The sequence below is a fragment of the Luteimonas salinilitoris genome, assembly GCF_041300785.1.
GTDB classification, from domain to species: Bacteria; Pseudomonadota; Gammaproteobacteria; order Xanthomonadales; family Xanthomonadaceae; genus Luteimonas; species Luteimonas salinilitoris.
The window spans coordinates 222,475-242,238 of record NZ_JBFWIB010000005.1; the positions used below are offsets into that span (position 1 = coordinate 222,475).

The window sequence follows — 19,764 nt, forward strand, 5'->3', positions numbered from 1 at the left end:
ATTGTTGCCGCTGTGCGTGTTCGCAAGCTTTGCCGCGCCTGCCGCCGACACGCGTCTGCTGCGCTTTCCCGACATCTGCCGCGACCAGGTGGCCTTCGTGCAGGCCGGGGACCTGCATGTCGTCGCAGCGTCCGGCGGCGTGGCCACGCGGCTGACGTCGCATCCGGGCCAGGAGCTTTATCCGAAGTTCTCCCCAGACTGCCGCCGGATCGCCTTCTCCGCGGAGTACGACGGCACGCGGCAGGTCTTCGTGATCGCGGCCGACGGTGGCGAGCCGCGGCAACTGACCTGGTACAACGACGCCGGGCTGCTGCCGCCGCGCGGCGGCAGCGACTACCGCGTGCTCGATTGGACGCCGGATGCGCAGCATGTCCTGGTGCTGGCCAACCGCACTCCGCACGGAAACCGCAGCGGCCGGCCCTATCTCGTGCCGGTCGAGGGCGGCATGGAGCGGCCGCTGCCGCCGCCCGAATCCGGCGGCGGCATGCTGTCGCCCGACGGCCGTCAGTACGTCTACACGCCGATCGACCGCGACTTCCGCAGCTGGAAGCGCTATCGCGGCGGGCGGGCGCCGGATGTCTGGGTGTACGACCTGGCGCACGACAGCGCACGGCGGCTCACCGACCACCGGGCCAGCGATGCGCAGCCGATGTGGCTGCACGACACCGTGTACTTCGCCTCCGATCGCGATGGGACGGTGAATCTCCATGCGCTGGCCGCCGGCGGCGGCGAGCCGGAGCGGGTCACCCATTTCGACACCATGGACGTGCTCTGGCCGAGTGCCGGCCGCGATGCGATCGTGTTCGAGCGCGACGGCTGGCTCTGGCGATTCGACCCGGCGAGCCGGCAGGCGGCGCGCATCCCGATCCAGGTCCCCGATGCATTCCGCCACGCTGCCCGGGCATCCAGGCCGGTCGCGAAGTACGTCGAATCCTTCGTCCTGGACCACGGCGGCGACCGTGCCGTCTTCGGTGCGCGTGGAGAGGTTCTCGACCTGCAGACCCGAAGCGGTGCGGTGGAGAACCTGACCGCCACCGCGGCGGCGCGTGAGCACGGCGTGGCACTGTCACCGGACGGGCAACAGGTCGCTTACCTGTCCGATGCAAGCGGCGAGTACGAACTCTACGTGCGCTCGCTGGCCGACGGCGCCGTGAGGCAACTGACCCGGGATGGCCGCGTTTGGCGCTTCACGCCGGCCTGGTCGCCGGATGGGAGATGGCTTGCCTACGCCGACCACTCGCGTCGCCTGTTCATCGTCGACGTCGCCACCGGCCTGGTGCGCGAGGTGGATCGCGACGACTTCGCCGATATCACCGATCACGCCTGGTCGCCCGACGGCCGCTGGCTGGCCTACACGCGGCGCAATGCCGCGCGGCTCGATCAAGTGTGGCTCTACTCGATCGAAGACGGCTCGCGACACGCCGTCACCGAACCGGCCTCCAGCGCGTTCAGCCCGGCCTTCGACCCGACGGGACGGTGGCTGTACGTGCTTTCGAAGCGCGACTTCCGGCTGACGATGAGCGCTTACGAGGAGAACTTCGTGCCGACCGCGGCTACCCGCGTCTACGCGATCGGACTGACGGACGACGCGCCAGCCTGGACGGGCGCAAAGACAGCGACCGCGTCACGTATTCCAGTCGACCGGAGCTTGCGCATCGATCCCGCGGGGATGGTCGATCGCGTCCATGCGCTCCCCGTGGCACCTGGCGACTATCGAATGTTGCATGCAACCGGCGACGCCGTGTTCTTTCTCTCGGGAAGCGAAGACGATGCCGAGGCCGATGGTGCGACGCTGCGCATGATCGCGATCGGCGCGAAGCAGGACGCGAGCGTCGTCGAAGGCATCCGCAGCTACGCGCTCTCCGGCGACGGCCGCAGCGCGCTGGTCCGGCGTGGCGAGGCATTCGCGCTGGTGCCGGCGCGCCCGCAGCAAGATTTCGCGGCGGGCGCACTCGATGTCTCCGCGCTCACGATCCAATTGCAGCCCCGCAGCGAGTGGCGGCAGTCATTCGACGATGCCTGGCGCATCATGCGCGATTGGTTCTACGACCCCGACATGCACGGCGGGATGGCGCGCTGGCGCGCGCTGCGGACGCGCTATGGGGGGTGGGCGGCGCAGGTCGCGCATCGGGCGGACCTGGACCATGTGCTGCAGGAACTCACCGGCGAACTCGAAGCCAGCCATCTCTATGTCGACCGGGGCGACCAGCCGACGGTTCCGCGGCGCGACGGCGGCCTGCTCGGTGCGGAGATCGAGGCAGACCCCTCGGGCTACTTCCGTATCGCCAGCATCTTCCCCGGCGAGTCCTGGCACGAGAACACGCGGTCGCCGTTGGCGGGACTGGCGAACGATGGAGACTATATCCTCGCCGTCGACGGGGTCGACACCCGCGAAGCCTCGAACATCTACCAGCTGCTGCAGGGCAAGGGCAACCAGCGTATCCGCCTGCGTCTCAATGCGACGCCGGGTGAGACCGGTGCGCGCGACGTCACGTTGCAGACCATCGTCTCGGAACACGGCCTGCGCAAGCTCGCATGGGTGCGCGAGCGACGCGCGCTTGTCGACGGATTGTCGGGCGGACGCATCGGCTACATCCACGTCCCCAACACCGGGGAGACCGGTTACGGCGCATTGCTGCAGGGACTGCTGGCCTATCACGGCAAGGAAGCACTGATCATCGATAACCGCTACAACGGCGGCGGCCTGGTGCCGGATCGTATGATCGAACTGCTGGCGCGGCGGCCGATGAAGCACTGGAGACGCCGCGATCAGCCGCTGCAGTCCACGCCACAGCTCTCGCACGACGGACCCAAGGCGATGCTGGTCAATGGCTCCTCGGCGTCCGGCGGCGATACGTTCGCCTACTACTTCCGGCAGCTCGGGCTCGGCCCGCTGGTCGGCACCCGCACCTGGGGCGGCACCATCGCGATCGACGGCAATCCGAAGCTCAGCGACGGCGGCCGGGTGCAGGTGGCAAGCGCCCGCAGTCTTGGCCTGGATGGCCGCTGGGTGATCGAGAACGAGGGCGTGGTGCCGGACATCGAAGCGATCGACCGGCCGGACATGCAAGTGGCCGGCCGCGATCCGAGCGTCGAAACGGCCGTATCCCTACTGCTGGATGCGCTGGAAAATCCCGACGGACGCCAAGAGAGCCGTTGATAGGGGTGCTTCGCCCGATTGCGGGATACCACAGCCGTGCGCCGCTGCTTCGTAGGAGCGCGCCATGCGCGCGATGCCGCGGGCATTGTGCCGCCATGCGATTCCGTCTACCGGCGCACTTTCCGGTTCGCGGCGGGACCGCCGATGACCGGGACCGGAGATGCCGCCGGCATCGCGCGCATGGCGCGCTCCTACGGATCTCCGGCCGTGTGCCCGGGCCGCCCGGCTGATGCCTTGCATATCCACGTAAACAGGCAAAAGAACCTTAGGTAAGCGCCATTCGTCCCTCGCACTATTTCCCTCTCCAGCGAATCCGGCGCTCCCCCTTATCCCGGATCCATGCCGTCGTAGGGCAACAGCACAAGCGGCCCACACTCCGTCACCCGGCAACCCCATTCCATCGTCTCCCCGTCCCGGTGCCAGGTGGCGGTTGCCCCACCTCCGATGACGAATTGCCAGGTCTTGCCGTCGGCCTCGATCTCGCCGGAGATCGAACATGGCACCTGGTAGAACTCACCGTACGGGTTGTCGTCGTACCGATCGCTCAACCGGAAGAACCGTTCGACCTGCCCGTTTGTCAGCTTCCAGCCTCTGCAGGCATCTTCCAGCGGATCGCCGGCTTCGCCCTGGTACTCGCTGGGATCGACTCGAACCACCCGCATCGCGGCACCGTCCCCGGACTGGACAGCGCTCAACTGCGAACCACACGCCGATGCGAGCAGGCTAGCCGCCGCGAACACCAGCAATGACCGGCGGCGGGAAGCGGCCCCGAACGACCGTACCGCGTTCATCATTCGATATCCGTTCCCGTGTATTCCCACAGCACCAGCGGCCGACAGGCCGGTGCGCTGCAGCCGAAGTAACGCACCTCGTCGCCGTCTTCCCAGATTGCCTTGGCGGCGCCGTTGATCGTGAACCGCCAGGGCCGCCCTTCCGCATCGACGCTGCCGGTGATCTTGCACGGTGCCGTGTCGTACTCGTGATGAAATTCACGCTGGTCAATAGATTCGCTCAGGGAAAAGAATTCTTCCGCCTGCACACGGGTGAGCGCCCAACCCTCACAAGCAGCCGTCGCACCTTCCTGGGAAGATGCAGACGTATCGAGCGCAGTCTCCGAGATATCGGACACCTGCAAGCTACCGGGGCGGGAACCTTGGCCAGAGCAGCCAGACGCCAGTGAGATCATCACCGCCAGAGCAAAGACGCTCGCTTCCATGACCAATCAGTAACGGGATGCGGACTGGTCGGAGGACCACTGCCAGATCGTGTCTCCCCATGCGCTGCCTTCGACCTTCGGCATGATCTCGCCGCGCTCGAAGTAGCGCAGTGAATCGGCCTTGGCGGGAGTGAACCACCAACCGGCCTGCGGGCACGCCTGACCGCCTGGCGTGCGTGGTGCCGGCGCAATGGGTGCTTTCCTGAGTGGTGGAGGCGGGAAAGTCTGCTCTTCCTGGACAGGGGCAGCAGGCGGCGGCGCGGCAGCCGACGCCGGTGGCGGCGCAATGAAACGTTCTTCCTGGCCGGGCCAGTCGCTGTCTTCGTCGAAGCGGCCGAGCCAGCGCCTGGCATCTATCTTGGTGAAGCGTTCGTTCGGATCGCCATCCCACTGGCCGGTGCCGACCAGGTCCAGGTTATCGTTGCGGATCGGCCGCAGCAACTTGTTGAGCAGCATCGGCAACTCCGGCACCCCGTTCTCGACTGGGTACAGGTCCGGCTGCTCGCCGAGCTCGATCCACAGTCCTGTAACGCGCTCATGGATGATGATGCGCGGATGGCGCAACGCATTGCGCACTTCATCGCGGCTCAGCGACAGCTTTTCGCGCCAATCGTCGGAGAGGAAGAAGGCCCAAGTCGGCGAACGGATGCCTTTCGGCAGGGCGTCTTCTATTCCCATCGACATACCAAAGGAGTCGTCGATGTCCAGCCCATAGAACCGTGTAGCGAGGCTGCGCTCCCACACCGACACTTCCGAGCGGGTACCGAACTCCAGCGGGTTCGCCATCGCGAAGCCGCTATAGACTTGCTGCGGGCGCAGGCGGTCGATGATGTCGAGCACGAAGCGCCGCCAGGCATCCCGATTGTCCCGCCACCACTGCCAGCGATAGTAGAACTGGATGTAGGAATAGGATTTGAGACCGTGCTCCGGCGCTCGGTCATTCATGTAGTCACGCACCCGACAGAAATATCCGGCTGTTGCTGGCGATGAACTGTGATTGGGCTCGTCTGTAAATTTGAAGCGAAACGAATCTCCAGGTTTACGTTTCTTCGCGAACTCCCGCAGGTTAGGTAGTCGCTTTGAGCCGTAGAGATGTGGCCGTTCCGAATCGGGATGCGTGGCAACCTTGTAGGGATGCCCACTCAGCCGCTCGAACGCCTCATGGATGTCCACCATCAACAGAGAGGTGTCCAGATAACGACTAGTGTCGTACAGGAAGTAGAAGCCAACGAATGGAGACACTGCCAATTCGTAGTCGTCAGTCTCCCACGCCGTGCCAGGCCACTCTTTAAGTCCCTCGGCGAAGTCTTCCAACTCCTCGGCGGTAAACATTTCATGGGTCGTGCTCATGCCTATCTCCGCCTCCTCCGGCCTGCGCCTGATTTCTTCTTGTCCCGATCACCGCTCACGCAATCTTCCGGAACACGCAGCAGAGCGACTTTGTTCCTTTGGCCCATCAGGTTTACGTAATCTCGTACTTGATCCTCTTTCACCCAATCCTTGGGAAACTTGATCTCCACCGCCGCAAACACGTTCCGCTGCTCGAACGATTGCTGCCGATACTCCACGATCACCAGGTCCGGCGCCAGACTCCCCTTTGGCCGCGGCCAGAAGGGGAAGGTCTCGCTGATCCGCTGTGGCCGGGTGGGCGGTGAGCCCATGTAGGGCCGGCCGCTGACCTTGTCGTAGTTCGGCTCCGCCTTCAGCGGGCTCTTCCACTCCAGCACCTGGTCCACGCCCTCGAACATGATCGAGGCCGTAGTCTGCTTGAGCTTGACCTCGCCATCCTGGAAGACCCAGTCCCCGCCGAACTTGCGGCGAATGCGGCGCGGGATCCGGATCGGGATCGCCAGCGCCATCTGGCACACCACGCTGATCGCCGGCCGGAACGGAATCCGCCGCTCGATGTACTCGCGATAGGTGCGGTTCTCGGCACCCTTCCGCGACACGGTGCTGTTGCCGCCGCGATCGATCGCGGCGTACGTGGAACTCTTGACGTCGATCTCTTCGCTCATCTCGTCAATGGTGTTCTGCAGGACGCGCTTGATCTCGTTCTTGCGCTCCAGCATCTCCTTCGCCATCAGCGCCATGTCGCGAACGCTCATGGCGGCCTCGAAGGTGGTGTAGATGCGCCAGATCCACACGAGGACGGCGATGATGGCTGGAACCGGCATCAGGCGTCCTCCCCTTCAAGATCCGTCTCGAACTGCGCCAGGTACTCTTCCGGGAACTCGTCGGCACGGGCCGGTGGCCCAGTGTCGGCAGCATCGAGCGCCGCCACCGCCGCCTCCCAGTCCTCGGTGATGCGCTGGTCCTCGCGCATGACGGTCTTCTCGGCGGTGATCGGCTCGGCCTGCCCGGTGTTGACCCAGCCGGTCTCGCCCTCGGCATTGGTCTTGCCGTCCATCAGCAGCTTGCCGCGCGACAGGATGCGGCAGCCGTAGCCCTCGAACGGCCAGTCGTCGGTCTTGAGCATCCGGTAGCGGCCGGCATAGGGGCCGTCGTCCCGGGCGGATGCCGTCTCGACCGCGGCCATGACCTTCGTGTCGACCAGGGCGGGATCGCCGCCGCCTACGACATCCTCGATGACGAAGGTCGGGTCCGAGGCGACCGCGGTATGGCCGCAGGTGAGCCGGCAGCCGGCGATGATCCACCCCTGCCCGTCGGTGTCGGTGCTCTGGCACCACTCCACCCACTTCTGCGGGCGCCCGCAGCAGACCGCGGACGAGACGCGGGTGGCGATGGGCCTGTCCAAGTCCGTGGTGTGGTTGCCGCCGCCGACCACCGTGCCGCCGCCGGTAGTGGCGTCGCCGATCCGGATGGGGCCTCCTTTCAATGCGCGCATGCCGATCTCCTTTCGGTCTTACCGGTGGCCTGCCCTGCCGACGGTCCTGCTTCCCCGCACGCCATGCGTCGCAACGCGCATGCCTTCGAACCTAGCGCCGCCGCCGCCGGCACGCCATCGGGCCACGGCGCACCGGCGTGTCGGAAAAGCCCGACACCGCGTGCCGCCCGTCACGGGATCGTCGCCTCGTCGGTCCCGCCCCTGGCTGCGGCCGTGCGGGCGGTGGCCTCCGGATGGTCCCGGTAGTAGGCCGCATTGCCGGCCAGTTCGCGCCAGCGGCGGTGATCCTGCAGCAGCCGCATCACGTGTCGGCCGATGCGCAGCATGTCGTCGGCGACGACCGCCGCGTCGTGCTCGAGTCCGGCCTCGGCCAGCCGCAGCATCAGCTCCGCACGCTCCAGGCAGGTTTCGGACTCTTCCAGCGCGTGGCGCGACAGCACCTCCAGCCGGGCCGGCGGCAACCGCGCAATGCCGGCATCGGCCAGGGCTGGCCCCTCGCCGCCCTGCAGCAGGTGGACCAGCCGCTGCAGCGCGGTCTGCGCGAACGGGGAGGCCGCGGCATCCGGCACAGGGGCGACGCCGGGCGTGTCGTGCGGTCGCGGGTGGGGCAAGGCTGCGCGCATCGTCCTTCTCCTTTGCGTGGAACTCCTGCCGCGCCGTTCCGCGGCGCGGCTGCGGCGGGTGTCATGTCCGCCGCGATGAGATGAATAAACGGTAGAAACGGACCCTGTAACTTGTCAAGCAGCCGGGCAGGAAGCGGGCCGAACTGCTGCGCAAGCAGCGCCTGCCCCGGCCCGGCAGTACGCGCGCTGCGCTAGGCGGACGGCGAAGCCCCCGGCCAATGGACCTGCTGCAGGATGCGATCGAGCCGATCGGCCAGCTCCTGGAAGCAATGCGCCAGCGCGGCGGGCTTGAGCAGGAACGCCGCCTCCGGCAAGTCGTCGTGCGGAGAGCGCGGCGCGGCCAGGCAGGCCAGCAGGCGCAGGCGATCGCGGGTCTGCTCCAGTGCCAGGTGCGCGTCCTCGGGCAGCTGGTAGCAGCCGGGCGTTGCGATGGGGCGAGCGGGTCCGTTGCTCATATGTCTTCCTCGCGTGATCAGGATCCTTGCCAGTCGATACGTCGCGCGGGCCTGCGATGCCGCCAACCCGAAACTGCTGGTCTCGCGTAACTCATACTATAGTCTGTCGACGGTCTTGGCGATGGGGAGTGACCCTTTCGCCGATGAACGGAACTTCGCGCGTGCTCACCAAGGCCTTCGGCCGTGTCGTCAGCCAGGCCCGACGCGAGGCCGGGTGGACGCAGGAAGAGCTGGCGCACCGCGCCGGGGTCCACCGCACCTACGTGGGCGACCTGGAGAACGGCCGCAAATCGCCGACGCTCGACGTGGTCGAGACGCTCGCGCGGGCCTTCGGCCGGCCGGCGAACGAGCTGATCGCAGCCGCCGAAGCGCTCGGGAGCTAGTCGCGGGGTTCGAAGCCGTCGGGCACGGTTGGCATAGCTCATGCTTGTCAAAAAAAGGTCCTGCATGCGGGTTCTCCGCTATACAACCGGCTTTGATAGACGAGGTTTTCAAGGTTCCGGCCAGTCATGCGTCCTCATGGCGAACAACGCGATTGAACATCTGCAGCCTTAATGTTACTTATACAGTAACAGACAGGACGGATGCAAGGCTGCATGCTGACGAGGCAGATCACACGCTTGCTGGACCGCCTTGGACGACGCACGCTTCATCTTTGCCAACCGACTTCGCGAAGCCAGATTGGCGGCGGGGTTGACCCAGGAAGCTTTGGGCGTCGCGGCCGGGATCGCCGTTGAAGTGTCCCGGACACGGATCAATCGCTACGAGCGGGGCGTCAACGAGTGCGATCTGCACACCGCCCGCAAGCTCGCCGAAGCCTTGGGGATGCCCTTGGCCGCACTGTATGCCGAGACGGACGAGATCGCCGAAGCGATCAAGGCGCTTGCTCGACTTCCTGTGACAGAGCAACGCGCGATTGTTGCCGAACTGAAGAGTCGCGTCGAAGGCCAGCGCCGAGGCAAGTGAACAGACCGCGGCCTGTGAGGCTAGTCCGATCCGGTCCTTGTTGGCCACATGGAAGACCCTCTAGCAGATGAACAAATCGCTCTCACAAGCAACGCTCTGAACTCAGAATCGCTATCTCGTCACCGATAAGTGAACCCGGAATCGTTCCTCCGCGTCTCAACTCAAAAAGCGTATGAACTTGCGTTCAAGCTTATGCGGATCCTTCAACTCGCACTCCCAAACCGTCAGAACTCTCCAACCCAAGGCTCGCAGACGCCGACTCTGCCTCTTGTCCCGATCTCGGTTGGCCGTGATCTTCGGCCCCCAGTAGTCGATTCGCGACTTAGGCATGCTGCCGGCCCTGCACGTATGCCCATGCCAGAAGCAGCCGTGGACGAGCACGACGGCACCACGGCCGGGCAACACGATGTCCGGCGAACCCGGCAAATCCTTCCTGTGCAGACGAAAGCGATATCCCAGCCGGTGTAGCAGCTTACGCACGACGAGTTCGGGCCCCGTGTTCCTCTGCCGGACCCTCGACATAAGGTTGCTTCTTTGAGCACGTGTCAGCTTATCCATCTCGTCTCAACTTCTGAGATGCGATGCGATCAGCATCGCACCTAGCGTAGCTTCTGGCAATTCTACAGCTTTGAAGGTTTAATAGCGTTTGGGAGATCCAGGAGAGCTGGTGTGAGCGACTTAGTAAAGGAGGCGGTAAGGATCAAGACGGCCGCAGACATACTCGGGGTTACGCCCCAGACAGTGCGTAATTGGGTAACCAGCGGACGACTTCATGCCCACAGGCATCCTGTCAATGGGTATCGCCTTTTTGACCCTGCAGAGCTAGCAAGACTAGCTCAACTACAACCCGAGGAGCCGAACACCCCAGCTGTTGAGTATAGATTTGAACGACGCGGTAAGCGTGGAATCAGAAGATATCGGTTGAGTAACGGCTCAACTGGGCAAAGCTGGGTGACCTCAGATAGGAACAGAAATCGCTATTCTGCTGTTGATTTTGAGCTAGATTGGCTGAAGCTGAAAAAAAGGCCGGCACCGATTACTGATAGCCGCCCTATTCGCATAGCAGATGCATTCTGCGGCGGCGGAATATTCTCTCTAGGAATCGACGAAGGACTTCGGTCAGTCGGGCTTCAAGCAACGCATGCACTTGGGATAGATTTTAACAAGGACGCTATTGCGACCTTTAAGGAAAATTTTCCCGAATCCCATGCTATTCACGCCGATGTTCTGTCTGTAGCGCACGGAGCTTTTGGCACGAAATCAAGTCCCACAGAACGGGAACTAATTCGATGCTCAGGCGAAATCGATGTACTTGTCGGAGGCCCTCCATGCCAAGGGAACAGCGACCTCAATAACCATACGCGTCGAATAGACCCAAAAAACGAACTGTACTTCAGCATGGTGCGGTTGACGGAACTCCTCAAACCAAAGGTACTGCTGATCGAGAACGTTCCCGGCGTCCTTCACGACAAGGGAGATGTGGTACCTCGGACGTCGGCGGCTTTGCGCGCCATTGGATATCACGTCACTCAAGCGGTGGTCGAGCTGCAGAGAATTGGTGTCCCACAGCGCCGCAAGCGACTCGTTGTAATGGCATGGACCAACGGTTGTTTCGATATCGATCGCGCCTTGGCTTTGCATGAGTCACCATCTCGGCCCGTTTCTTGGGCGATCGATGACCTTCAAGATCAGTACGACGCTGACTCTACTTACAATTCCTCTGCATCACATTCGGCTGAAAATCAGCGCCGCATCAAACTCTTGTTTAAAAGAGATCTATACGATCTACCCAACTCGGAACGCCCGCCTTGCCATCGAGATAAGCCTCACAGCTATGTTTCCGTGTATGGACGGATGCGATGGGACGAGGCAGCCCCAACGATAACCGGAGGTTTCGGCTCTACTGGCCAAGGAAGATTCGTGCACCCAAAATTCGCTAGAACTCTCACCCCTCATGAAGCCTGTCGTCTCCAGTTCGTACCGGACTACTTCTGTTTTCCGGAAGGTGTGGGCCGCCGTTCCATGCAACAAATTATTGGGAACGCCGCTCCCCCGAAATTGAGCCAGGTCTTGATATCTGAGGCTGCTGCAAGAGGATTACTAGGATGAAATCGTTCGGACTATTTAGCGGTATCGGTGGCTTTGAGTATTCGCTTGCGAATCATGGGATTTCGTGTGCCGGCCTCTGTGAGATCAATCCGGCGGCACAAGGCGTACTACGTCACCGCTTTCCAGATGTTCCACTTCATGGTGACATCATCGATCTCAAAAAACTGCCGGCCGTCGATGTTCTGACAGCCGGCTTTCCATGCCAGGACTTAAGTCAGGCAGGGACCAAAGCAGGCATAAGGGGTCACCGATCCAAGCTTGTAGATCACGTCTTTCGACTGATCGCCTCTTCTAGGAAGAAACCAGAGTGGGTTCTCTTGGAGAATGTGTCTTATATGCTTCGTCTCGATAGAGGCAACGCATTGCGATACGTGCTCAGGAAGGCCGAGGAACACGGCTACAGCTGGGCTTATCGCACTCTTGATGCGAGGGCGTTTGGCCTGCCACAACGACGCGAACGAGTCATGATAGTTCTGGCGTTGAGCGAAGACCCGTCTCATGTGCTTTTCCCGGACGCTTACATTGAACCGCGCGTCAACGACATTGTCGGACCGGTCGATAGACGATCTCTTTATGGGTTCTATTGGACCGAAGGTAAGCGCGGACTGGGATGGGCCAAAGATGCTGTTCCTACAATCAAAGGCGGATCTGGACTGGGAATTCCTTCACCTCCTGCAATCTGGTCGCCGAAGCTTGGGAGGTTCGGAACCCCATCAATCTGCGACGCAGAACGAATGTTCGGCTTCGAGCCGGATTGGACTTCGGAGGCGCAACAGATTGGATTTCGGGAGGGGGCGCGCTGGCATCTAGTCGGTAACACGATCTGTGTTCCTATGGTCGATTGGACGATCGAGCAAATCCAATCGCCTAGAGGCATGGGCGCTGAGAAATTTGAGCTGAAGTCGTCAGATAGACTTCCTTCGGCTGGATTCGGTAGCCGGCGAAAGCGGTATGGGGTGATTGCATCAACTTGGCCCCAGAAAACTAAAAGCCAAAAGCTTTCAACGTTTCTCAATTATGAGATGAAGCCACTGTCTCTAAGAGCTGCAAGTGGTTTTTACCGAAGAACAACGGAGAGCACAGCTATTCGTTTTGCGGATGGCTTTCTGGAAAGCCTCCGTGAGTACATTGCTAGTATTGATCGAAATGCTGCGACAGCATAGATGTCATGGTATATGTTCTATCGTTCCATCCGACCGATGTATCTCAAGAACAATTTTTTGGCTATTAGCGCCTCTAAATAGGAGTACTGCCCAGCTAAATCCCGCCAATTTGAGCAAATCCTTAAGCTCCTCTGTCAGTTTCTCAGTTTCGGGCAGTAACAGAACTCGATGAGTCTCGATCCCATTTCGAGCCAGCACGCGACCATAATCGATTAGCTGCCCTACTGCCAGTCGAACTACTCCTGGCCCCGCCGATGACTTCACTTCGATTAGCAAATGAGGCTTTCCGCTCCTCTCGACTAATGCGTCATACAGAGAAACAGAATCGGAGCCTTCAGAGATAGTTAATCCTTGCTGGACGCCCCACTCGCGCAACCAGTTTGTCACTAAGTCATGGACCCGACGCTTCGGCCGTGATACTTCATATTCGACTTCGCCCGCGTCGGAGTCGCGTATACGCAAAGCGTTCAACTTTGTAGGTTGAGTCGCGTAGCGATGGCCTCTTGAATCGACTTCGACCACGCGGGTGTCGTCTATTCCGCCCTTCTTGAGGAGAGCAATCAGTTCGTCTCGCCGAGCGCTACGCCCACTGACGAAAGCCCTGGCGCGCGACCATCTTCCGGTGTCGCTCAGCTTTGCGAATAATAAAGCCACCTCTAAAGACAGGTCGGACGGACCCATGCGTCGAACTATCTCAAGTGCTGCGTTGCTCCACGACCATTCGTTTGCACCGACAAGCGCGACCCTATATCGGCGATCGGGATCAACATCCGTACCCTCCCATCGACCTTTAGCGGCATTAGCTGAAGCTCCGGTCATGCTATGCAGCACAAGACCTGGATCGAGGCCGAATGAATTAACCAGGAACTGAACAGTATTCCCTTCTTGGACGCTACGCTCTAGTGCAGCTATGAATCCATCGGGTTCCGATATTCTCGCATTCAATCGCGAGCGCAGTTCCCACTGATCTGAGGCACTATCGCAAATTGCGCAGTTCACGGCTCTGGAGCCGGATTTCATCCACTCTGCGAGATTTACGCCTTCACGCTCAACATACCCGAGCAACGCGCCTGCGCTCATTACAAAGCACGCATCGGCCCACGTGCTCGGAGGCATAAATCGCTCTTCAACAGATTGTGTGAGAGCCTCAAACCTCTTCTCGTCACACGGTGCATCTGCTGCAAGAAATAAAACCCGAGGAGGGGGATCCCGATGTAATCGGCCTTGCCACAGTGACTTACGAGCAGACCGGGTCTGCACTTTAGTCGCATGTATGCCATCACCTGGAACGGCAAGACCCGACTCAAGAACATCAACTATCGGCATCCAAGGCTCTTGACTGTTGGAGGTCCATCCATTGGACCTCTCAGCAGCATACAAATATCGCTGAAGTTCTGCTCGCACTTCCCCCCCTACGCCTCGACTATCGGCGGCAAATCACGATCTCAGCCAATTGTAGGATCATGCTTCTCCGCACCGATCTTGTACAGCTTGATCGTCCACACCACATCCTTGGGTGCCATCCTTCCCGTCCATTTCGACGGGATCGGAGACCAGCCGCCGGGTGCCCAGGATGTCGTGCGCGTCGGCCGGCCGGTCACGGGGGATCACCTGGCGGAAGACGATGTCGACGAGCGGGTCGTGCAAAGAAATGTCGATTAGGAGCGGCAATCTGCAAAGATTTGCAGATTAGGGGGGTGGACGACCGCACGCGGGCGCTGCGCACCGGCGCGGTCCCGCGTATCGACGCCAATCGGCACGGCCGGGCTATCGCGCCATTTCGAGCGGAGATTGCGCCAGAATTTGCCGTATCGCGCCAAATATGCGGTAATCGCGCCAGAATTTGGCGCGATTCGAGGTTCTCATGGCGCGAAAGCAAGCCTTCTCCAAGGAGGCCATCGCCGAAGTGGTTGCCGGCGACCCGGACGGGATGGGCATCGAAGCCCTCCAGCGGGCGTTTCCGGATGCGTCCCGGCGCAGCCTGCAGCGGTATCTGGCCGCGCTCACGGATGAGGGAGTGCTGGTCGCCGAAGGCAGCGCGCGCGCGCGTCGGTACGTCGCCGCCGGCGCTCGCGAGGACGGCTTGCCGCCAGCGGCCGCAACGGGGCCCGCCGGCCTGCCGCTGTCGCCAGCGGGCATCCGGGTCCGGGAAGTCGTGCGGCGCCCGCCCGCACAGCGCCGCCCGGTGGGCTATCGGCGCGAGTTCCTGGACGGGTATCGCCCCAACCGCACGCATTACCTCCCCGCCTCCTTGCGCGCGCAGCTGCATCGGCTGGGCCGCTCGCCCGCGCAGGGCCGGCCGGCGGGCACCTACGCGCGCCAGGTGCTGGATCGCCTGCTCATCGACCTGTCGTGGGCATCGAGCCGGCTGGAGGGCAACACCTACAGCCGGCTGGACACGCAGAACCTGATCCAGTTCGGGCAGTTGCCGGCAGGCAAGGATCAGCTGGAAGCGCAGATGATCCTGAACCACAAGGCGGCGATCGAGATGCTGGTCGAGCAGGCGGAGGAGATCGGTTTCAATCGCTACACGGTGCAGAACCTGCATGCATTGCTGGCGGAAAACCTGCTGCCGGATGCCGCCGCAGGGGGCCGGCCGCGGCGCACGGAAGTGGCCATCTCCGGTTCGGTGTATGCGCCGCTGGCCATTCCACAACAGATCGAGGATTGTTTCGACCTGCTGCTGGCCAAGGCCGGCGCCATCGAGGATCCCTTCGAGCAGGCCTTCTTCGCGATGGTGCATCTACCGTACCTGCAACCGTTCGACGACATCAACAAGCGCACTTCGCGACTGGCCGCGAATGTTCCGCTGATCCGCAACAACCTGTCGCCGTTGTCGTTCGTGGACGTGCCGGAGGACTTGTACATCGAAGGCGCGCTGGGCGTTTACGAACTCAACCGCATCGAACTGCTCCGCGATGTCTTTGCCTGGGCGTACGAGCGTTCCTGCCAGCGCTATACGGTGCTGCGCGATGCGCTGCCGGCACCGGACCCGCTGCGCTTGCGGCACCGGGAAGCGATCCGGGCGCTGGTGTCGGATATCGTGGCCCAAGGCGTCCGGCGTAACGATCCGGGCCGCATCCGGCAACTGGCGGCCGCGCTGGTCGACCCGGAAGACGTGGGCGACGTGGTGGCCCTGGCGACCAACGAGCTGCATCAGTTGCACGAAGGCAATATCGCGCGTTACCGGCTGAGGCCTTCGCAGTTCCGGGAGTGGTTGGCGGTGCAGGAGTGACGGCGTAGCGCGTGGCGATCGCTTCTTGAGGCCGGGCTGCCTGGTTGAGGCCGGGCTGCCTGGGCATGCCACCGGCGTTGGCACGGGTTGGCGCGGCTGTCGCAGCCCCGTAATGGTTCACGGGCCGTTGCGCCTTCGCGTATTGCATGGCCTGTTCGCGCAGCCCCATGTCCAGCAGGGAAAGGAAGACGTCGCATGGATGCGCGCGTTGGACCTGGCCGGTTCCATGCCGGACCAGTACGCCAGCGAGAGCTACAGCGTCGCGCCCCGGACGCTACGTCAGACGCGGCTTGATGCTCGATGGCAGTACGATGAAGTCGTCCGTTTTCTCGAGCGAATTCATCGCCGACAGCAGCGCCCGCGGTGGCGCCATGAGCTTGCGCTCGGCCAGGTTCAGCCATCCGCCCGCGCTGGTGACCCGTGCGCTGAGTTTGCCGTCCGCGCGGAAGATCTCATGCCGAAGCAGGAAGCGGCTGCCATCCGCCGCGTGGCCCGCGAGTGCGTAAGTCACGGTGATCTGTTGCTGCAGTCCGACTTCGTTGAAGTACTCGACCTCATCCTTCCTGACCACCGGGCCGATCCTGAGCCGCAGGAACTCTTCCATCGGGAAACCATGTTCGATCAGGAACATCTGCCGCACGTCGGCGGCCTTGTCGAGGTAGGCCGTATTCTTCATGTGGGAGTTGAAATCCATATCGGCCCAACCTGCATAAAGCGTCTTCGCATACATCCGATTGCTCCGATAGCGGGAACTTCGATGGAACAACGGCGGTAACAGAGCAGGGCGGTCAGGATCGGGCGCTGAGCCTCCGGTTGCGGTCGTCACCGTGAGGGCTCAGCGGCTGACGCCGCTCCCGTACTCGAGCACCACGTGGCCACCAGCGAGCGATTCGGCTTTCACCAGAAATCCCAGGGCCAGGTTCATTCATCGCATCGATTGAATGAACCTGATCCTTTTACTTCAGGCGTTTCCCGCTACCGGTAGCGCAGCAATCATGAAATGGCGCGGGAGGTCGATGGTGAACACGCAGCCCGAACCGGCCACGTTGCGCACGCTCAGGACGCCATTGTTGGCCTCGACGCTGCGGCGCGAGATCGACAAGCCCAGGCCCAGGCCGCTGCGATCCTCCGCGCCTTGCGCGAAAGGCTTGAACATCTCCTCCGCCAGGCCCGGCGGCAGGCCGCCGCAATGGTCCTGCACGTCGATGAGGATGCGGTCGGCCTGCGCATAGGCATTGAGCGTCACTTCGCTGCGCGGATGGGTGAACTTGAAGGCGTTCTGCAGCAGGTTGCCGATCGCCGACAGCAACAGGTCGCGGTCCGCGTCGACGGCCAGCAGCGGGTCGACGTCGGAAACGGTCAACACGCATCCCTTGACCTGGGCCTCCAGCGTTGCCGACAGCTTGATCTCGGCGATGAAATCCGCCAGCGAGAACAGATGGTGCTGCACCTGCAGGCCCGCGGCGATGCGCACTTCGGCCAGCGAACGATCGATCAGGTTGGCCAGCCCCACCAAGGCACGGTCCAGCACGCCGCCGGTGGCGCCGTTCAAGCCCACGTTGCCCTGCTTGATGACGGACAACGCCAGCGTCGCAGTACACAGCTGGTTGCGCAGTTCGTGGGCGAAGAATCCAAGGCGCTCGTTGAGCGCGACGGCCTGCTTGCCGGCGATGACGGAATCGCGCTGGTAGCCGAATTCGGTCACGGCGCTGGCGATGGCGTTGTCCAGGCAGCGGTTGAGCGTGCGGAATTCGTCGATCTCGATGTCGACGCCGGTCTCGAACGCCAGGTCCGAAATCGACTGGCACAGGTCGCCATAGTCGTGGACCACTTCTTCCACGGTGAATCCGTGTTCCTGCAACTCCCTGCCGTGCCGGGTCGCCGAGTCGCTCATTTCCGAAAGTGCGGGCTTGCCGCCGCCCGCCGGGCCGGACACCTTGTAGCTCTGCATGGGGGCTTCGGTCTGTTCCACCACCAGCGTCTTGATCAGCTGGTCCAGGAAGATGCTGACGCCATTGGCCAGCTCCTTCGCAGGCACGCCAGGCGGCGAACGCTGGGCAACCTTCACCCGGCAACGGGCAATCAGCTCGGCCCGATTCGCGGTGAGGAACTTGTGCATCATGGCTCATATGATGCGCCTTATCCGCTGCACTGCGGCAATTGCCGACTAGCGGTAGCGACACGCCAACCCTAATGGGAGTGGCTGCGCTGGGTCGAAAGCGTCCAACTCTCTGGACAAATGGGCTCAGGTTCCGAGGTTTCCCCCGTTTTGCTGCAATCAATTCAACGGCTTGGCTACTCCCCCCCTTTGAAAAAGGGGGAAGGCAAGCGTCAGGAAATGCGGGGAAACCCCAGAACCCGACCCCATTGCCGTATGCGCGTCGGCATGCGCAACGCCCCGGAAGGAGCGCCGCGACCCCGGCGGATGCGCGATGGGATCACCCGGCCTGGTCGGCCGGCGGCTGGTAGATCTGGATGAGATTGCCGCAGGTATCGGCGAACACCGCGAGCGTCACCGGGCCGGCTTCGGTCGGCGGCGTGGTGAACTGCACGCCGAGCTGGCGCAGCCGGTCGTGCTCCGCACGCACGTCGTCCACCTCGAAGGCCGTGATCGGGATGCGCTGCTCGAACAGTCCTTGCTGGTAGGTCCTGCCGACAGGGTTGGCATTCGGCTCCAGGGTCACCTCGGCATCTCCGCCCTCCGGCGATCGCACCGTGATCCACCGGAACCCTCCTCCCACCGGAATGTCCTGGCTCGGGACGAAACCCAGCACCTTGGTGTAGAACTCCAGCGCCTTGTCCTGGTCGTCCACGAGCACGCTGGTCAACTTGATTCTCATCGGATGTCTCGCTGCGGGCAGTTGCGGCCGATTGTCCCAGGCCCGCGCCCGCTATGCTTCTCCGAAATTGCTACGGCGTTTGCCACGCCCGCGCCATCAGGGTCAGGCAGCCCGGTTGGTACTGCACCGGATCGCCGCCGGATGCGAGTTGCCGGAACCGCGACGGGGGCATGCCGAACCGTCGGCTGAACAAGCTGCTGAAACTGCCCAGGCTGGAGAAGCCGACCGCCAGGCAGACGTCGGTCACCGGGAGCCTGCCGAGCAGCAACATCTCCCGGGCACGCTCCAGCCGGTGCCGTTGCCGCAGTTGGTGTGGCGTCTCCCCGAAAACGGCCGCGAAACGGCGGATGAACTGGTACTGGGAAAGACCGGCCTCGGCGGCGATGTCCGCCACCGTCCCGGCGTGGGGATCGGTGTCCTGCAGCCGGCGGCGCGCCCGGCACAGGGCGTGATGTTGTCCAGGTGAAATCATCTTCGGAAGCGTGATTGGCATGCCTGCGCAGTCAAACAAGACAAACGACTGGTTAGGGCGCAGTGATGAATCGGAAGCGGCCACTATCGTAATGCCGCCCGGATGGCCTGGAACCTGCGGCCAGTTGATCGCGGCCGAGTGGTCCGTTCGTACCGTTCGCTTCGTTGCCCACGCGCGGTCAACGGCAACGACGGCCACGCCCGCAGGCCGTTGCGAGCGACCCTCCGGGCCGCGCCACAGTGGAATTGTGTAACCCGGCGCCCCATGGGTACCCTGCGCCGGTCATGGTCCGCTTTCGCCGCCGCCGTTGGTTGCCGCTCCTGCGCGTTCTCGTGCTGGTGCTGTTTGCGCTGGGGTCGGTGCTGCAACCGGTGATGGCGGCCGCCGGCGAGATGCACGAACTCGCGCACGATGCCTCGGGCATGCACGCTCATGATCTGCACGCCGACGAGGTGGACGCGGCCGGCGAGCAGGGCCAGGACGAAACCAGGATCCTGAACGTGCTGCTGCATTTCGCGCACTGCTGCGGCGCGACCGCGGCGCTGCTGCCCGCGCTGGGTTCGATTCCCGCCATGCCTGCGCCCGGCGGACTGGCGATCGCGAAGGCGCCGATCCCGCCGCAGGTGCGCCTGGCCTCGCCGTTCAAGCCTCCGATTTTCGGGTGATCCCGCCGCCGGCCC

The 19,764-nt window shown here is 62.8% G+C and carries 21 protein-coding genes and 1 pseudogene; 9 read left to right on the plus strand and 13 right to left on the minus strand.

Going from position 1 to position 19,764, the window contains the following annotated elements:
* The first annotated feature begins 16 nt into the window (after window positions 1-16).
* Complete coding sequence (locus AB5T46_RS10790; protein WP_370563934.1) at window positions 17-3,160, plus strand: S41 family peptidase; 3,144 nt, start codon at window positions 17-19, stop codon at window positions 3,158-3,160.
* 326 nt (window positions 3,161-3,486) lie between these two features.
* Here AB5T46_RS10790 and AB5T46_RS10795 read toward each other — a convergent pair whose 3' ends face one another.
* The 7 genes from AB5T46_RS10795 to AB5T46_RS10825 all read right to left on the minus strand — a co-directional run bounded on the left by AB5T46_RS10795 (window position 3,487) and on the right by AB5T46_RS10825 (window position 8,299).
* Window positions 3,487-3,954, minus strand: coding sequence for a hypothetical protein (locus AB5T46_RS10795; protein ID WP_370563935.1), 468 nt, complete (start codon window positions 3,952-3,954; stop codon window positions 3,487-3,489).
* Window positions 3,951-4,376: a hypothetical protein gene (locus AB5T46_RS10800; protein ID WP_370563936.1), complete on the minus strand. Its 426-nt coding sequence runs from the start codon at window positions 4,374-4,376 to the stop codon at window positions 3,951-3,953. The genes AB5T46_RS10795 and AB5T46_RS10800 overlap by 4 nt, the downstream gene beginning before the upstream one ends.
* A 6-nt stretch (window positions 4,377-4,382) precedes the next feature.
* Window positions 4,383-5,726, minus strand: coding sequence for a type VI immunity family protein (locus tag AB5T46_RS10805; protein WP_370563937.1), 1,344 nt, complete (start codon window positions 5,724-5,726; stop codon window positions 4,383-4,385).
* A gap of 2 nt (window positions 5,727-5,728) precedes the next feature.
* Complete coding sequence (locus AB5T46_RS10810) at window positions 5,729-6,550, minus strand: VRR-NUC domain-containing protein (RefSeq protein WP_370563938.1); 822 nt, start codon at window positions 6,548-6,550, stop codon at window positions 5,729-5,731.
* Window positions 6,550-7,221, minus strand: coding sequence for a hypothetical protein (locus AB5T46_RS10815; RefSeq protein ID WP_370563939.1), 672 nt, complete (start codon window positions 7,219-7,221; stop codon window positions 6,550-6,552). The genes AB5T46_RS10810 and AB5T46_RS10815 overlap by 1 nt, the downstream gene beginning before the upstream one ends.
* 170 nt (window positions 7,222-7,391) lie before the next feature.
* Window positions 7,392-7,844, minus strand: coding sequence for a hypothetical protein (locus tag AB5T46_RS10820; protein WP_370563940.1), 453 nt, complete (start codon window positions 7,842-7,844; stop codon window positions 7,392-7,394).
* A 191-nt stretch (window positions 7,845-8,035) separates the two neighbouring features.
* Complete coding sequence (locus tag AB5T46_RS10825; RefSeq protein WP_370563941.1) at window positions 8,036-8,299, minus strand: XAC0095 family protein; 264 nt, start codon at window positions 8,297-8,299, stop codon at window positions 8,036-8,038.
* A 128-nt stretch (window positions 8,300-8,427) separates the two neighbouring features.
* Here AB5T46_RS10825 and AB5T46_RS10830 point away from each other — a divergent pair, with 128 nt between their 5' ends.
* Window positions 8,428-8,682, plus strand: coding sequence for a helix-turn-helix domain-containing protein (locus tag AB5T46_RS10830; protein ID WP_370563942.1), 255 nt, complete (start codon window positions 8,428-8,430; stop codon window positions 8,680-8,682).
* 250 nt (window positions 8,683-8,932) lie between these two features.
* Window positions 8,933-9,265 carry a helix-turn-helix domain-containing protein gene (locus tag AB5T46_RS10835; RefSeq protein ID WP_370563943.1) on the plus strand — a complete coding sequence of 111 codons (333 nt, stop codon included), beginning with the start codon at window positions 8,933-8,935 and terminating at the stop codon, window positions 9,263-9,265.
* A gap of 156 nt (window positions 9,266-9,421) precedes the next feature.
* Here the strand turns inward: AB5T46_RS10835 and AB5T46_RS10840 are convergent, their stop codons facing one another.
* A complete protein-coding gene (locus AB5T46_RS10840) occupies window positions 9,422-9,823 on the minus strand; it encodes a very short patch repair endonuclease (protein ID WP_370563944.1) in 402 nt (133 codons plus the stop codon).
* Between the two features lie 111 nt (window positions 9,824-9,934).
* Here AB5T46_RS10840 and AB5T46_RS10845 point away from each other — a divergent pair.
* The 3 genes and pseudogenes from AB5T46_RS10845 to AB5T46_RS10855 form a co-directional block, all read left to right on the plus strand.
* A pseudogene (locus AB5T46_RS10845) lies at window positions 9,935-10,096 on the plus strand (helix-turn-helix domain-containing protein); the annotation flags it as partial.
* Window positions 10,097-10,186: 90 nt separating this feature from the next.
* Window positions 10,187-11,374: a DNA cytosine methyltransferase gene (locus AB5T46_RS10850; protein ID WP_370563968.1), complete on the plus strand. Its 1,188-nt coding sequence runs from the start codon at window positions 10,187-10,189 to the stop codon at window positions 11,372-11,374.
* Window positions 11,371-12,537, plus strand: a complete 1,167-nt coding sequence (locus AB5T46_RS10855) for a DNA cytosine methyltransferase (protein ID WP_370563945.1) — start codon at window positions 11,371-11,373, stop codon at window positions 12,535-12,537. Before AB5T46_RS10850 ends, AB5T46_RS10855 begins: the two co-directional genes overlap by 4 nt.
* Window positions 12,538-12,540: 3 nt before the next feature.
* On the opposite strand, the gene AB5T46_RS10860 is transcribed toward AB5T46_RS10855, so the two are convergent.
* On the minus strand, window positions 12,541-13,617 hold the full coding sequence (locus AB5T46_RS10860) for a hypothetical protein (protein ID WP_370563946.1): 1,077 nt from the start codon (window positions 13,615-13,617) through the stop codon (window positions 12,541-12,543).
* 189 nt (window positions 13,618-13,806) lie between these two features.
* On the opposite strand from AB5T46_RS10860, the gene AB5T46_RS10865 reads away from it, so the two are divergent.
* Together AB5T46_RS10865 and AB5T46_RS10870 are read left to right on the plus strand one after the other, a co-directional pair.
* Window positions 13,807-14,199 (plus strand): hypothetical protein, encoded by a 393-nt coding sequence (locus AB5T46_RS10865; protein WP_370563947.1) that lies wholly within the window; start codon window positions 13,807-13,809, stop codon window positions 14,197-14,199.
* A 181-nt stretch (window positions 14,200-14,380) separates the two neighbouring features.
* Window positions 14,381-15,772: a Fic family protein gene (locus AB5T46_RS10870; RefSeq protein WP_370563948.1), complete on the plus strand. Its 1,392-nt coding sequence runs from the start codon at window positions 14,381-14,383 to the stop codon at window positions 15,770-15,772.
* Between the two features lie 274 nt (window positions 15,773-16,046).
* On the opposite strand, the gene AB5T46_RS10875 is transcribed toward AB5T46_RS10870, so the two are convergent.
* From AB5T46_RS10875 to AB5T46_RS10890, 4 genes are all read right to left on the minus strand, one after another.
* The gene (locus AB5T46_RS10875) at window positions 16,047-16,502 is read right to left on the minus strand and encodes a thioesterase family protein (RefSeq protein ID WP_370563949.1); all 456 of its coding nucleotides are present in this window, start codon (window positions 16,500-16,502) and stop codon (window positions 16,047-16,049) included.
* 231 nt (window positions 16,503-16,733) lie between these two features.
* Window positions 16,734-17,894 (minus strand): sensor histidine kinase, encoded by a 1,161-nt coding sequence (locus AB5T46_RS10880; protein ID WP_370563950.1) that lies wholly within the window; start codon window positions 17,892-17,894, stop codon window positions 16,734-16,736.
* Window positions 17,895-18,210: 316 nt separating this feature from the next.
* Window positions 18,211-18,612 (minus strand): VOC family protein, encoded by a 402-nt coding sequence (locus AB5T46_RS10885; protein ID WP_370563951.1) that lies wholly within the window; start codon window positions 18,610-18,612, stop codon window positions 18,211-18,213.
* Between the two features lie 70 nt (window positions 18,613-18,682).
* Window positions 18,683-19,282 carry a helix-turn-helix transcriptional regulator gene (locus tag AB5T46_RS10890; protein ID WP_370563952.1) on the minus strand — a complete coding sequence of 200 codons (600 nt, stop codon included), beginning with the start codon at window positions 19,280-19,282 and terminating at the stop codon, window positions 18,683-18,685.
* A gap of 86 nt (window positions 19,283-19,368) precedes the next feature.
* On the opposite strand from AB5T46_RS10890, the gene AB5T46_RS10895 reads away from it, so the two are divergent.
* Window positions 19,369-19,749, plus strand: a complete 381-nt coding sequence (locus AB5T46_RS10895) for a hypothetical protein (protein WP_370563954.1) — start codon at window positions 19,369-19,371, stop codon at window positions 19,747-19,749.
* Window positions 19,750-19,764: the final 15 nt, after the last annotated feature.